This window comes from Paenibacillus amylolyticus, assembly GCF_001570725.1.
Taxonomy (GTDB): domain Bacteria; phylum Bacillota; class Bacilli; order Paenibacillales; family Paenibacillaceae; genus Paenibacillus; species Paenibacillus amylolyticus_A.
Genome location: NZ_BCNV01000001.1, coordinates 2,949,488 through 2,964,015 on the forward strand (window position 1 = coordinate 2,949,488; position 14,528 = coordinate 2,964,015).

The 14,528-nt window shown below is 47.2% G+C and carries 8 protein-coding genes; all 8 read right to left on the reverse strand.

The features are described from left to right. Window positions 1-81: 81 nt before the first annotated feature. Entirely contained in the window at window positions 82-1,722 is a 1,641-nt protein-coding gene (locus PAHA3_RS13060; protein WP_062835130.1) for an AraC family transcriptional regulator, read from the reverse strand. Window positions 1,723-1,932: 210 nt separating this feature from the next. Next, entirely contained in the window at window positions 1,933-3,783 is a 1,851-nt protein-coding gene (locus tag PAHA3_RS13065) for an ABC transporter ATP-binding protein (protein WP_062835131.1), read from the reverse strand. After that, window positions 3,780-5,552 carry an ABC transporter ATP-binding protein gene (locus tag PAHA3_RS13070; RefSeq protein WP_062835132.1) on the reverse strand — a complete coding sequence of 591 codons (1,773 nt, stop codon included), beginning with the start codon at window positions 5,550-5,552 and terminating at the stop codon, window positions 3,780-3,782. Before PAHA3_RS13070 ends, PAHA3_RS13065 begins: the two co-directional genes overlap by 4 nt. 324 nt (window positions 5,553-5,876) lie before the next feature. Next, window positions 5,877-9,563, reverse strand: coding sequence for a dynamin family protein (locus PAHA3_RS13075; RefSeq protein WP_062835133.1), 3,687 nt, complete (start codon window positions 9,561-9,563; stop codon window positions 5,877-5,879). Window positions 9,564-9,873: 310 nt separating this feature from the next. Next, window positions 9,874-10,146 carry a hypothetical protein gene (locus tag PAHA3_RS13080; RefSeq protein ID WP_017687779.1) on the reverse strand — a complete coding sequence of 91 codons (273 nt, stop codon included), beginning with the start codon at window positions 10,144-10,146 and terminating at the stop codon, window positions 9,874-9,876. A gap of 23 nt (window positions 10,147-10,169) precedes the next feature. Next, the gene (gene nth, locus PAHA3_RS13085) at window positions 10,170-10,865 is read right to left on the reverse strand and encodes an endonuclease III (RefSeq protein WP_062835134.1); all 696 of its coding nucleotides are present in this window, start codon (window positions 10,863-10,865) and stop codon (window positions 10,170-10,172) included. Between the two features lie 163 nt (window positions 10,866-11,028). Further along, a complete protein-coding gene (locus PAHA3_RS13090) occupies window positions 11,029-13,767 on the reverse strand; it encodes an S-layer homology domain-containing protein (protein WP_062835135.1) in 2,739 nt (912 codons plus the stop codon). A gap of 72 nt (window positions 13,768-13,839) precedes the next feature. Then, the gene (locus PAHA3_RS13095; RefSeq protein WP_062835136.1) at window positions 13,840-14,517 is read right to left on the reverse strand and encodes a GerMN domain-containing protein; all 678 of its coding nucleotides are present in this window, start codon (window positions 14,515-14,517) and stop codon (window positions 13,840-13,842) included. Between the last annotated feature and the right edge of the window lie 11 nt (window positions 14,518-14,528).

A 14,528-nucleotide genomic window follows, 5' to 3' on the forward strand; every position in this document is an offset into this window, starting at 1 on the left:
AATAATTATCATTATCACTAAGATATAGGAGTAGTATAATAAAATATGATCTGGCATGATATTGACTATTCAGACTTTTTGCTATGGACGATCTTGCCATAGCTTTAATATTTCATCCAACATAAGCTCATGGGTAAATGCAGTGTAGTCCAGCAGGACGCTCGACAAAAGAATATCCATTCTGCCATTCTGTACCGCCATTAACTTTATCCACTCTTCCGACTTCCGCACATCCACCCATGTTTGCCTGGATGTCTCGTCATCACCCACAATCAATAATATTCTTTCAACGTTGAGAACACACAGCTCTTTCATGGTCACTGTGCCCCGTTCCCAATAAGTCTCAATTCCTTCGGGACCCTCCATTTGCATATCCACGTAAAAAACGGAAGCAATGCTCCTTGGACCTAACATCTGCAATTCTTCGCCATATACTTTCAGGACAACCAGACTGTCTTTTCGTATGAAATCCGCAAGCTGGTTCTTAATGATCATTGCCTTCTCTTCATATCTTTGAAGCCATACCTCTGCAATATCCGACCTGTCCAAAAAGCTTGCAACATATCTCAAATGTTCTCTCCAATCGCCTTTTCCCCACGGGAGGTCACACACAGGAGCAATGGAATGAAGCTGACTTTGTAAAGTCTCAGACTCCGTGCCAGCAGTAATAATATAATCAGGTTTAACTAATAGAAGCTGTTCCAGCCAGATGGTCTCCCCCTCTGCGAGTGGCATAACTTTGTCCGTTTCATATTTACGTCGGTAATAGTATGTCCATGGATGACTTGCCGGCGCGGCACATGGAATGATCTGCAATGCAAGCAGTATGCCAATGCTCACAGAATGAACCGCAGCAATTTTTTGCTTGCTATTACGTATAAACGCTGCCGGTGGAATGCCGGAGATTTGCTTGAATTTACGCCGGAAATACGTCTCATCCTGATAACCCACGTATGATGCCACATCCTTGAGTCGATGACTATGATCATTTCTCATTAAGATCTGGGCTTGTTTGATTCGATAAAAGGTTAAATAGTCCACTGGACTACAGCCATATCTTTTCTTGAACAAACGCATGAAATGACGCGGGCTCATTCGTGCAACAATTGCTAATTCCTCGATGGTTAATCTCTTCGCATAATTCTGCTCCATATAGGCTTTAACATGTTCAATCGGTGAAGTGAGATCTGTCTTTTCTGCATAAGCTCCGTCGTAAAACATGGTATACAACAGTTCCTGAAAACGAATCTGACCATAGTACCGTTGCAAGCCATCCTTCTTCAATGTATGATGGTAAATCATCTGACAGATCACGCCAACAGCAACGGGTGAAGATGAGGTGACCTCACCATTCACTTCATTACGCAAAAGTTGTTTCATTATATCCAGGGCTGTTTCACCCTCCTGCTCCATTGCGTACATGACATCAAAGTTCATGTGATACAAGCCTCGTTCATCCAACGAATGCACATTCGCCTCAACCAGCTGCCCTGGGAAGCCTACGTACAGTCCTCCCGCCTTTAATTCGATGAAACTCCCATCGATCTTTAACCATCCTTGTCCACTGGCTACAAATAACAACATGTATGTTTCAATGAAGTGTTTCCTCAGAAGCCACTCCGTCGCAGGACCACTCGTATAACTTACATTAATGAGCCTAAAGTTCATATGATCCAGGTGATCAAAATGCTCTGATTTTATTTCGCTGTTGTGCATCTGCATTGATCTTCCTCCAGCCATGAACGATTGTATTGATTTCATTCTTCAAAAATATAACATACCACACTAACGAATAAAAAAAACACTCCAGCTATCCTCTAACCTGTCTTCAATGAATAAGATGCACTTATTATTGAAGGATCAGGCTATGGAACGCCAGAGTGTTATAAGTTCATATGTGTTCAGACGCTTCACGGGCATCCAAGAAGTTCATTACAAAAATCGGTATTGAGCTTCTATTAATCCATTATAAACGCCTTGTTTTTGAATCAGCTGCTCATGGTTGCCTTCTTCTTTAATTTCACCATGATCCAGGACAATAATGTTATCTGCATTACGGATAGTTGAGAGACGGTGAGCGACCATAAAGGACGTTCTTCCCTGCAACAGTACCTTCAACGCTTCCTGAATTTTCAGCTCTGTTTCGGTGTCAATGCTGGCTGTAGCTTCATCCAGAATCAATATGCGCGGATTAGCAAGGAGCGCACGGGCAAAGGATAACAATTGTCGTTGTCCCATGGATAATACGTTCCCGCGTTCCTCTACTTCGGTATCATATCCGCCAGGCAGTTTCATGATGAACTCATGCGCATTAACTGCTTTTGCCGCGTCTTCCACCTCTTCATTGGTTGCATCCAATCGTCCAAATCGAATATTGTCACGAATGGTACCCGAGAAGATGAAGGTATCCTGCAATACAATACTGATCTGGCTGCGTAAACTCTCTACCGTTACATCCCGTACATCCTGTCCGTCAATGGTGAGACGTCCGCCGGATATATCATAGAAACGGCTGATCAGATTGATGATCGTACTTTTACCTGAGCCCGTATGACCAACAAGCGCAATCGATTGTCCCGCAGCCGCCGAGAAGCTGATTCCTTTCAGCGCCTGTCTGCCTTTCTCGTATTCGAACACAACATTTTCGAATGCGATATCTCCTTTAATAGAAGGAAGTGGCTTCGCACCTGGTTTATCTGCGATACTTGGCTTTTCATCCATGAATTCGAAGATACGCTCCGATGACGCCATCGCAACCAGTAGCTGATTGTACATCTGTCCCAGACGGTTGATTGGGTCCCAGAAGTTGCCGACATAGTTGGCAAAAGCGACAAGCAACCCCACAGTCAACTGACCTTCTTGAATCAGATAGGCACCAAACCAGAAGAGAATTAATGTACCAAATCCACCGGTAATCTCAATCAGAGGTCCGAAGCCCTGGTTCATCGCTGACGCTTTATCCCATGACTTTTTGCTGGACAGGTTCATGTTGTCAAAGTATTTCATGTTCTCTTTTTCCTGTGTATAAGCCTGAGTCACTCGAATCCCCTGAATGGATTCATTCAAGTGGGAGTTAATCCGGGAGTTCTTCATGCGCACATCCTGCCAAGCACGGCGGATCAGCACCCGCAGTTTGGTCGAGATAATAAACATGATCGGCACCGTAATGATTACGGCAAGCCCCAGTTTCCAGTTAATCAACAGCAAGATCACAATGATCCCGAGCAGCTGTACGCAGTCGATCATGACGTTAACTGCACCGTTCGTAAACAGATCCTGAAGGGAGTTAATATCATTCGTAACCCGTACCAGTACGGAACCTGCCGGTCTTTTGTCAAAAAAGTTAAAGGACAGCTTCTGGATATGCTTGAACAGATCCGAGCGTAGATCATAAATAACGCGCTGCCCGATAATGTTGGTCAGTTTGATCCGGTACGTATTGGCAGCCCATTGAATGAGATACAACACGAATATGGAGCCTGCAATAAGATAAAGCATAGTCATACTCGGCAACCCATTTGCCGGTGCGATGGCCCGGTCAATCGCCAGACTGATCAAAAATGGTACGGACAATTTCGTAATGGTACCCAAGATCATCATTAGAATAACGAGTGGTAACAGTTGTTTCGCATAAGGTTTCATGTATGCAAACAAACGTCCGAATTCTTTCCAGTTAAACGGTTTTTCAATGATTTCATCGTCCTGATATACAAATCGTTCATTCAGTTTCTTCTCAGAGGCGCCTTTGGCCTCGCGCCTGTCTGCTATCGTTTCGGCACTCATGAATTCACCTGCTCCCCAGCCTCCCGCTTACCGCGGGCAATATAATCTGCATATTGAATTTTATAAACATCCTGGTACGGTCCAGGCACTTCAATGAGTTCGGTATGTTTGCCACGTTGTACCACGCGACCTTCATCCAGCACCAAAATCTCGTCTGCGTGCCGCAGAGAAGAAATCCGGTGTGCAATAATAAATGTCGTTCTGCCTCGCATGACTTCCTGGAAACCGGATTGAATCTCATGTTCCGTCTCCATATCCACGGCGCTGGTTGCATCATCAAGTACCAGGATTTTCGGATTTTTCAGCAAAGCCCTCGCGATCGCAATCCGCTGTTTCTGTCCACCCGACAATCCCATGCCGCGTTCACCAACCACCGTGTCATATCCGTCCGGGAACTCCATAATGAAGTCATGAGCCTTGGCCAGTTTGGCTGCACGGATAATCTCATCCGTGGTGACGTTCTTAAGTCCGTATGAAATATTATTGCGAATACTGGATGAGAACAGGAATGTTTCCTGGAAAACAGAAGCGATCTGACTCCGCAAACTCCGGATGCCTATGTCTTTGATGTTTTTGCCATCCAGCTTGATCGTTCCCGAGTTGACGTTATATGCACGCATCAGAAGCTGAATGATGGTTGATTTACCTGAACCTGTTCCCCCGAGGAAACCGATTACAGAACCAGGTGCAGCATCAAAGTTAATATCGGTTACCGCTGGCATTTTGTTGCCGTAGGCAAAGGTAACGGATTCAAACGTAACATGGCCGTTCACCTGGTCTGCCTCCACAATGACCGGATCTTGCGTTTCTTCCACATCCACTGGTGTATTGAGCAGTTCGAGCACCCGTTCACCTGAAGCTTTGGATTGCGTATAGTTGTTGATATGGAACCCAAGGTTCCACATTGGACCGATTATGTACCAGATCAAACTGAAAAAGGCAACGAGTTCACCGAGTGTCAGCGTCTTCTGTATAACCATTCTTCCACCGATCACCAGCAACAGCACGATGCTTACCGAAGCAAGAATCTCCATGATCGGAAAGTAGCGACTCCACAATGTTGCGGCATGAATCTGATTTGTCTTGTAACGTTCATTGCGTGTGGAGAATTTCTCCACTTCATAAGGCTCACGTGCAAAGGATTTTACCGTACGTACGCCAGTGATATTCTCCTGTACCGCTGTCGTCAGTGAACTGAGCGCCAGCCGCATCTCCTGAAACGCAGGGTGAATTTTGGATTCGAATCTCAGCGCAACGAAGGCAAGTAATGGGATGCATATGAGCGTGAACAGCGTAAGCTGCCAACTCATGGTCATCATCATGATTGCGCCGAATACGACCATCAAAACCATGTTGAGAATCTGGGCGAAACCAAATCCGATAAAGTTACGGATGGCTTCCAAATCTCCCGTGAGGCGGGACATCAGATCACCTGTCTTGGCCGTATCATAATAACGGAAGGATAAAAATTGAAGCTTTTCGTAACATGCGTTACGAAGTCTGTACGCCAGGAAGTTACCCAAGCGTCCTCCGTAAAAGCCATGTAAAAACTGCATTCCCGCTTTCAAAATAACTACACCTAACACAGTCAAGGCAATTATGGGAACGTCTTCAAAAGTGCGCGGAACAATAATGTCATCAATCAGTATCCTCAGCATGTACGGATACACCAACCCAAGTGCGGTCGCTAAGGCGAGGAACAAGATTGATACAAATAAATACGTTCGCTTTTCCCAAAAAAAGGTTTGCAGTTGCCTAAGAACATCCATGTTTCTCCTCCTCTTATGTCGTTCAAAAATACTATGAACATTTATGAAGTTTATCACCGTACCCCATTCGCGGCAAAGCGAATAACAGACCATATTCTGCCTGCTTTCAGCTTATTGACGCATTAACGAAGGTAAATGCCCACCTTTCAATCAAATGTTTGAATATTCTCTTTATTTCAGGTTGTTCGTACCAAAAAAAGGCTCCCTGTATGCCTTTTCGGCAGGAGCCTTTTTCGGTTGGTTTACGCAACATTTTCAATCTGTTGCTGTATCATTCATTTTGTTTTACAAAGACTTCCAGAGAATACGCGTTATACCGCGAATTTAACTGCGTTCCATCTGTTCCAGTTGTACAGACAAGCTCGACCATTGCTCGGCAGGAATTCCGCTCTCCAGCGTATCTTGAATTCCGCTCACCGCCTCGTCCAGACGTTCTTCCAACTGAGAGGATTGGTGTTGCAAGGATTGACGAAGCTGGTTGTCATAAAACTGAATCAGCTTGTCTTGCGCAGCAGGAAGAACTTCAATGATCATCTGTTTGAGGACTGGATCAAGTGCCTCCTGTAATCGCTGACGTCCGTCCCCTTCAAAGAACTGTTTCGGATTACGGAAGTAATTCAAATAGCTTTTCCATCCAGACGGTTCTTCCAGACGAACCTCTTCAAGCACAGGTGTAGTCCAACGTTCGTTCAATGGCAGTGATACATCTACACCCCCAGATAACTGTCTCACCTCGTCTATACATTCCGTAACTTGCTTCATCAGCCAGGTCTGCCCTGCCTGTTCAAGTCTGAGGGTTGTCGCAAGCAATTCCTGCTCCAATTCAATGGCAATCATGCGCAACAGTTCACGTCCACAGGCTGCAAAAGCCGTCTTCAGATTGCCCCGATCCTCTCGAAGTACGGATGGATGGAATGCTTCTGCCATAAATAGACCAAGACGATAGGCAAGTCGCTGCCGCACATGGAACAGCAATTCTGCTGTTTCCTGTGACAATTCTTCCTTCATGGATCGCTCTGCAAGTCGCTGTATGCGCTGGCGTGACTGTCCCTGAATGGTCTCCAGTTCATCCCGCCGCTGCTGCAATGCTTCCTCACCCTGAGCTGCATCCTCGGCACGCTTCTTCAGCCGCTGAATGACACGTGCCATCTCTTCGGAAGCACCACCGACGGCAAGATCGGCTAATTCTCTGCCTGCAAATTGGTTGAACTCTTCCTCAAACCGGTTAAATCCGGATTGCTCCAGCAGGTTCGAATCTCCGCCCATCTTACCTTCCATCGCCAGTATACTGGATACCGGGAAGAGTCGTGGTGCCCGAATTCCATTACTGCGTAGTTGAGTGCTCACATGATCGAGAACCTGCTCCAGTTCTTCCTCGGAGGAAGACAAATCACTGGCATTCACGACAAAGAACATCTGATCCATGGCAGAACTATCTTTGACACGTCCCAACTGGTTCAGGAACTGGCGATCTCCTTGGGAGAACGCATGGTTGTAATACGTTACGAAAATGAGTGCATCCGCATTCTTCATATAATTGAAGGTTACACCCGTATGACGAGCATTCACAGAGTCTGCTCCTGGTGTGTCCACCAACACAATGCCTTGTTCAGTTACATCACAGCTGTAATACAGATCGATACTGTCCACAAAACAGGACTTCTTCTCGTTCGCAACAAAGTTACGATAACCATCCAGATCCACCAGCACATCCTGACCTAACTGATCCGCTGTCTCTTCCCAACCGGCTGCCGCCGCCTGCAAAAAGCTGTAATGCGGGCGTCCCGCCGGATGTACATCCTGTGGTGAGAGCGATTTAACTCGCTTCTGCCACTCGGTTCCAGGCTCACCCAGTCCGAGCAATCGGAAGGAATAGCCCAGATCTTCCTGGAAGGCGTCCCGGGTCTTCATCCGGACCCGGGCTGTACCATGCTCCGCGCCCCCGGCAGGAGCCATAATCCGGTTAATCGCCGCTGTCGTTGGATGCGGCGAGACGGGTAGTACGGCTTCGCCCAGCAACGCGTTGGCGAAGGAGGATTTGCCGGCGCTGAATGCTCCGAACAGCGCCAGTGTGAACGTGCCGCCCGCAAGCGAAGCCGCGCGTGCACGCAGATCCCGTACCGCCGACCCCATGGCGGGGTACGGCTCCACCAGCGCAGCAGCGGCTTCGAGCCGTGCCGCTGCTGCGTCCAGGCGTCGGCGGCGTTCAGCACCAGCCGCCGCCGTTGGCCCTGGCACCGCCGCCGCGACTGCGCGCTGCGCTGGCGGTGCCTCTGGCGTCTGTGGCTGCGCAGCCACAGACGTTGACGTGCCCGCATGCGAACCGGGAGCTTCGCCCGGTTCAGGCACCGCGGGCACGTGCGGGCCCTTCACCTCCGGCAATATCCCGGAGGGTAGGGGGCCCGCATGGGGCAGCAGGCTGCGCAGCCCTGCTGCTTCTGCGGCGGCGCTGCGCTGGAGCGCAGTGTAGCGCGCCGCCGCCGCGGATTGCGCCAGCAGCGCTGCGCGGCTGGCGTTCAGCGCAAGGAGCGCGGCTTCGCCTCGCGCTGCCAGCGCCTCCAGCATGCGGTCGGCCAGCATCATGGCCGACCTGCGATAGCGGGCCTCAATCTCGCCCCGCACATCTTTGCTGAACTGGATCACATACTCGGGTGACACCTCTGCACTGGCACTGCGTTTCATCTCCAATAGCGCTTCATCTACAGCAGGCAGTTCCGTATTGAGCGCCTGCTCCCACTCCGCCCCCCATAGTTGATGGGATTCACCCAGCTGCCTGAGCATTGTGCGAATATGTACCTCCACTTGTCCGGAAGTCTGATCCTGTAGCAGTCTGACCAGCTCAGAAGCGCGGCGTTGTTTCTCCTGCTCGGTTTTGCCACCTGAGAACAATAAACCTACCCTGAAACCTGGTTTGCGGCTATCCAAATAGCCAGCAGCAGACGCACGAATATCCGCAGGTGTGAGATTTGCATTGGCCAGAAGAGGTTCCAGCTCTGCCCGGAATTTCTCGCGCACTCGCGAAGGCCCGTTACGAATGTCTGCTGCTTGTTGATCAAGAAGCTCTAGCTCTCGTTCCAAGCGTTCAATTCCTTCCTTGCCACCAATCTCATCCAGGAGGGAATTCTCTTCTTCTTCACGTTTCTCCGCTTGTCTTGTCAGATGTTGCTCCGTTACATGACTGGCCGAACTTGCCAAACTGTGCGTGATTAATGCTTCCTTCTCTTGCATCATGTGTCCAATGAGTTCCGGAATATCATCCCACTGGTTATAGCGATGCTCCTTGTCACGAAGGGAAGTAAACAACAGTCCGTCATATCTGACTTCCCAGGCCGCAAATATAGCTTCTACACCTTCGGTATATTTTTCAAAAGAAAGCTCACGCTCCCGATGCTTGTCGATCTGGTTCACGATCAGAAACAACGGTTTGCCCCAATCCGACAGACTCTTGGCAAATGAAAGGTTTGTCTCGGACTGAACATGATTATAGTCCATGACATAGAACACCACATCCGCCAGATGCAGTGCAGAATGGGTCGCGAGACTGTGCCCGCGATCTGTTGAGTCCACGCCTGGTGTATCCAGCAGAACAGCATCATCTTTCAGCAGCGGTATATCATCCCATACCTCAATCGAGCTGTACGCTCCGCCATTTTTGCAATACGCCTCCAATTCCTCTGGAGAGACTTCAAGTGTTCCTGCACTATTGTCAGCGCTTACGTTTGCAGATGTATAAATAAGCGCTCTCGGCTTACCATTACGTATAGACACCACATTCGCACTTGTTGGCACAGGGCTTGAAGGCAACACCCGCTTACCGCATAAACTGTTGATGAGACTCGATTTGCCTGCAGAGAAGTGACCACAGAACGCAATCGTCAGATGTTTCATTTCCGCCTTGCTGATTAAATCCGTTAAAGCCTGTACAGCCGTATGGTCCCCTGTCTGCTCCATTGCTTCACGCAGCGGAAGCAGAGGTTTAGCCATTTCTTTTGGGTAATCTGTTCTGGACATGACTGGCCTTCCCCCTGGCTCCTCTAATTTGACATCCGTTTTGACGTCTATCTCTTTTACAACATTTATTTTAACATTATCAAGTTTGAATTTGAACGGTTGGAATTGAATATACATAAATGAACGTATAAATTCGATAATCTAAAAAAAATAAAACCGACCAAGTCGGTTTTATCTGTAATACGTTCTATATTCAGCATATAGCAAAATGCTTACGCCAAGTGTCTGTTGCATGAATATCGATGCGATCACCTTAAGCACAATGATTCTCATGACATTAATGCAACAGAACGAATTGTTTAATTAATTCTTAAGAAACTGCATTCTCCATGGAAGGCAGCAAAATTTCAAATACTTGTCCATGTTGCAGAATTGTGATGTCTCTGCCCTTGTCTCTCATAACAACAACTTCTGGTTTAACGGACATACGCTCCAGATAATGTTCAGGCACGTCGCCAGAATGGCTCACTGTGATGCCTTCTACTTCTTTTTCTTCATTTTCAGCCATTTCCTGTTCAACGATTTGTTCAAAAATATCGGAGAAGGCCTCAAAATTGTCAGTGTACACGGAAATGCATTTCATGATTATTCATCCTTTTCTGCTCATTAATTTATTTTGCGTTTTCGGGTGGTGACACGTTCCTTATCTTTCCTGATTTGGGACGTTTTCATACGTTTTTTCCCTTCCCTGCATATGTCCAGCAATGGACAGACATGACAAGCAGGGTTCTGTGCCTTACAATGGTAGCGTCCAAAAAATATAAACCGGTGGTGAGTTAAAGTCCACTCATCCCGGGGTACGCGCTTCATTAGTTTCTTTTCGACTTCAAGTACGGAGTCATCCCAACCCGCAAGCGCCAGCCGCTTGGATACTCGTTCAACATGAGTATCTACTGCAATTGCCGGTACTCCAAACGCATTGGAAACAACTACATTCGCGGTTTTCCGACCAACACCTGGTAGCGTCACAAGCTGATCATGTTCCTGCGGTACATCACCGCCATACTGCTCTATTAAAATTCGGCACATGTTCTGAATATGCTTGGCCTTGTTCCGATACAATCCAATCCGCCGAATATCCTGTTCCAGCTCTTCGAGAGGAACCGCCAGATAATCTGCTGGGCTTCTGTATTTCTGGAACAAATCTGCGGTTACCTTGTTCACCGTTTCATCGGTGCACTGGGCAGACAAAAGGACAGCTACCGTCAATTCAAATGCATTGCTGTGATTTAATTCGCAATGTGCATCAGGAAACATTGCTTCCATAGTTTCGAGTATATGTCTAACCGTCGCTGCATTCATGAAGAGCTACCTCCCACAAAATGACTCCATGCTGAGGAGCCTTACTTCGAAGCTTCATCCAAGTACTTTGCGGGGACCTCAAAAAGCTTGCAAAAAAAACGTCTTGATGCGGGAAAGATCCCGTATCAAGACGGTCATTCTTTTGATCCTCGAAAAGAAACGATTACTGTTTTTGAATCTCCAGAATAACATTGTTCAGGAGATACAATACAATATTATCATTATCTCTGAGAGATTGCACGCTTAAAGTATTGTCACCCTGGTGAACAAATACACTTGATCCGAGTGCAAAACGATAATTTGTGTCAGCTGTCGTTTCCCGTTTAACCAGAATCTGGTTGCCCACGCCATCATAAGACCAGAATTGTTTGCTCATGACAGTCAGCACTCTGAAGCGTGTGGAATTATCCGTATCTTTTGTCATTTCGACACGATCTCCAACCGTAAGACTCGTCAGTGAAGTTAATGTAGAGCCAGATTTAACGACTTTAACCGAACCGCTAACAGGCACCGTTTCAGTCTGACCGTTAAACTGCTTGAGCGTTACGGATGAAGCATCCACTGCTGTAACTTCAGCCAGCGTACGCTTCACGACTTGAACTGCTTTTGGCGTAGCTCCTTCAAACGTTACATTAATCAGGTTGCCTGCTGTCAATTGTGAAGGCGTGATCGTCTGACCACTCTCTCCAGTCAGTACCGCTTGATCCACGTAGAACTGACTTGTCAACAGATCCGATTTCACTCGAATACGACCATTCGCTTCCAGGGCAACCACTTCAAATTGAGCCACAGTGTTCAGTGCAACCCTCTGCACCACATCCTGATTTGCTCCAAGCGTTACGGTAACGTTGTCACCAATCTTCAAATCTCCCAGACTTGCGCCGGATTTGTTATAGATTTCAACCGTAGGAGCGGTAGTGTAAGGCACTGTGATTGTCTGATTACCAGACAACAAACTGATTTTTTTGCCAGAAGTATCAATGTTGCTGATCGTACCTTCGTACTTGTAAATCACCTTAACGGACAACGCACGTGTTCCCACATAAGTCAGATCCAATTTGCGACCATCATTTAAAAGCGACTCCAGACCAGCGAGTGTAGGTTTGGTCGTATTGTAATCCAGTTTGGTTTTCTCATCCAATGTAAATACAAACGGCTTCTTGTTGTTGTCCAGTACAGTAAGTACCTTTGTTTTACTGTTGTAATATACAACCGTTACCCCGTTCTTAGGTTCCATTTGACGTCCAATGACCTGAATACGCGTTACCTGATCGTCAGAGTTCAATGTCAGCTCCACCTGATCCCCGTTCGTTGCATCCGTGATCAGATCATTCAACGTTGCATCCTGAATGCCATTGATAATGACTTCCGGCTTTTCAGTCAGCAGTTTCGCTTCAAGGGAACCCCCTTCACGTTTGAACGTTAACGTGGACTGGTTGCCACCGATCTCAACCAATGTTCCGCGTACAGATTGCTCCACACCTTGAGACAATGCGATGGTTTGCAGAACACTATCCTTTACGGTGTATTTCACGGCACTGCCGGCTTTGAGATCAGCCACTGACAAAATACGGTTTTGATATGTGATAATCAGATTGTCATTGTATGCAAACTGTTCTGTAGCACCCGCTGCATTAACAAGCTTGATCGTTTTTCCAGAAGTAGACACTTCAGCAATGACACCATTGTCACTCTTGTTCACAATGCCGGATTTCACACGAATAACGACTGTTTTTTTGTCAGCCGAGAACGTCTCACGCTGTACTTCGATGATGCTATCTGCTGTAATATCGGACAGTTTGATTGCATTACCATTCTGATCGATGAATGCAGTTGCCTCATCATAACTGTACGTTTCGTAATTTTCGCCTACAAAGATACCAATTTTATTTCCTGACAAGGAACGCGCAAAAGTCCCCTCAACGCTTTCCACCTGCGGTGTAGCATCAACGACTTCCACATAGGAAGCCACACCTGTAGAACCTACAACCTGAACTTTTGTATACAGCTTCACATCAGTGGATGAAGCACGAGTTTCACTGTCTTTCGTAAAGTAAGGCGTACTGCTGTTCACTGTGAAGTTAACGGCTTTGCCATCCACAACCAGCGTGATCTGCCCATCTTTCAATCCAGTCACATAACCCGTGGATGTGTTGGGATACGCTGTATCGGTCAACGATTCGCCACGACTGAAGAAGGTAGCGAGTTGAGCACGGGTTACGGAACCGGTTGGATTGAATTTGTTGCCTTCTACACCTTTGGCCAGATCCAGGCTAACAGCCAGATTGACATAACCTTTACCACTTTCGGAGATATCTGCATTATCAGCAAATCCGGTAGATTGATTGTTTTGAGCCTTGGCTTCAGCATCCTTGTCCAATGAACGGATTAACAATTTCGTAATCCATTCCCGTGAAGCCGGTTTTTGACCCCAGGATGTCTTGGATACATCCACCGTTGATTCTTCCGTCTTATCAATCAGTCCCAGTTGAAGTGCCAGCGCGACATATGGCTTGAAATAATTTCCCACTTCCATGTTTGTCGGTAATGCCGCAGCCGTGTCGGTCTTCAACTGGCCCTCTTGATTCATAAAACGGATTGCCATCGTTACAGCTTCTTGCTGTGTTACCGCGTCTCCTGGACGGAACAGGCCGTTATTACCGAGAAGAATGCCTTGGTATGCCAGTTTGTACACATGTTTCTCAGCCCAGTATCCGACCTTGATGTCACTGAACAAACCAGTTGGTGCAGCCGTATTCGTTATTGCAGCAGTCTGACCCTGCCCCGTTTCTGTTGATTCTGCTGCCATGGCAGCTCCGCCGGCGCTAAGGGCCATCATGCCTGCAAGCACGGCTGATACTACTTTTTTAGAGTGTGATGGATGGTTATATTTAAAAGTCACCTATGATTCCCCTCTCTCATGTAAAACGACCTATACTCCGTGGCTTCACGGTACGACAGCCTGCTGTACAGCCTATTCGGATCTTGTCATTGGATGTTCAAGATCCACATGGCCCATCAGACTCTCGGACTGCTGACCGTCCACCAGTAAGTCAAGTGATTTAACTTCATCAAACTGGAAGAATGTTTGTTTTAGAGCATCCAGCGCATAGGATTCTCCACCTGCACCAAGACGTGCCGTATCCGGCAAATGAATATCCAGCGTAAGAGCTCCATCCTTGAACTGAACAGATTTCAATTCAATTTCTTTCGCCCACAGTGGAACAAGTTTAGCGTCTTTGCTCTGTTGCAGTGATTCAAAGGCAGCCTTGTATTTGGCATCATCCGATGCATATGAAATCTCTGCCGAAGCTTTGTGCAACTCCAGTTCTTCTTCATCCGTATAGAATACAGTGATTGTTTTCTTTTGATTACTTTCAGAAGTTGCTGGCGTCTCCGTAGACGTTTCGCTTGGCGGAGTAGTTGTAGTCGTTCCCTCCGAGCTGCCTTCTGTGGATTCTGTAGGTGTTGTGTTCTCTTCAGGTTCAGCGGTTACCGGTTCGGTAATTGTTTCGCCTTCAACCTCGGTCACATTGGTCTCGCTTCCTGCGCCTTGCGTCTGATTCGGAGCAGCTGTTGGCTTGCTTCCACATCCAGCAGCAACTGCCATAACCGTTACCAGCAAAGCTGCAATCCATATTTTCTTGTTCATTCTAACTCCGC

Bases quoted from the DNA above. Each gene is read 5' to 3' on its own strand.
- PAHA3_RS13060 (WP_062835130.1), bottom strand. From the start codon at position 1,722: ATGCAGATGCACAACAGCGAAATAAAATCAGAGCATTTTGATCACCTG.
- PAHA3_RS13065 (WP_062835131.1), bottom strand. From the start codon at position 3,783: ATGAGTGCCGAAACGATAGCAGACAGGCGCGAGGCCAAAGGCGCCTCT.
- PAHA3_RS13070 (WP_062835132.1), bottom strand. From the start codon at position 5,552: ATGGATGTTCTTAGGCAACTGCAAACCTTTTTTTGGGAAAAGCGAACG.
- PAHA3_RS13075 (WP_062835133.1), bottom strand. From the start codon at position 9,563: ATGTCCAGAACAGATTACCCAAAAGAAATGGCTAAACCTCTGCTTCCG.
- PAHA3_RS13080 (WP_017687779.1), bottom strand. From the start codon at position 10,146: ATGAAATGCATTTCCGTGTACACTGACAATTTTGAGGCCTTCTCCGAT.
- nth (WP_062835134.1), bottom strand. From the start codon at position 10,865: ATGAATGCAGCGACGGTTAGACATATACTCGAAACTATGGAAGCAATG.
- PAHA3_RS13095 (WP_062835136.1), bottom strand. From the start codon at position 14,517: ATGAACAAGAAAATATGGATTGCAGCTTTGCTGGTAACGGTTATGGCA.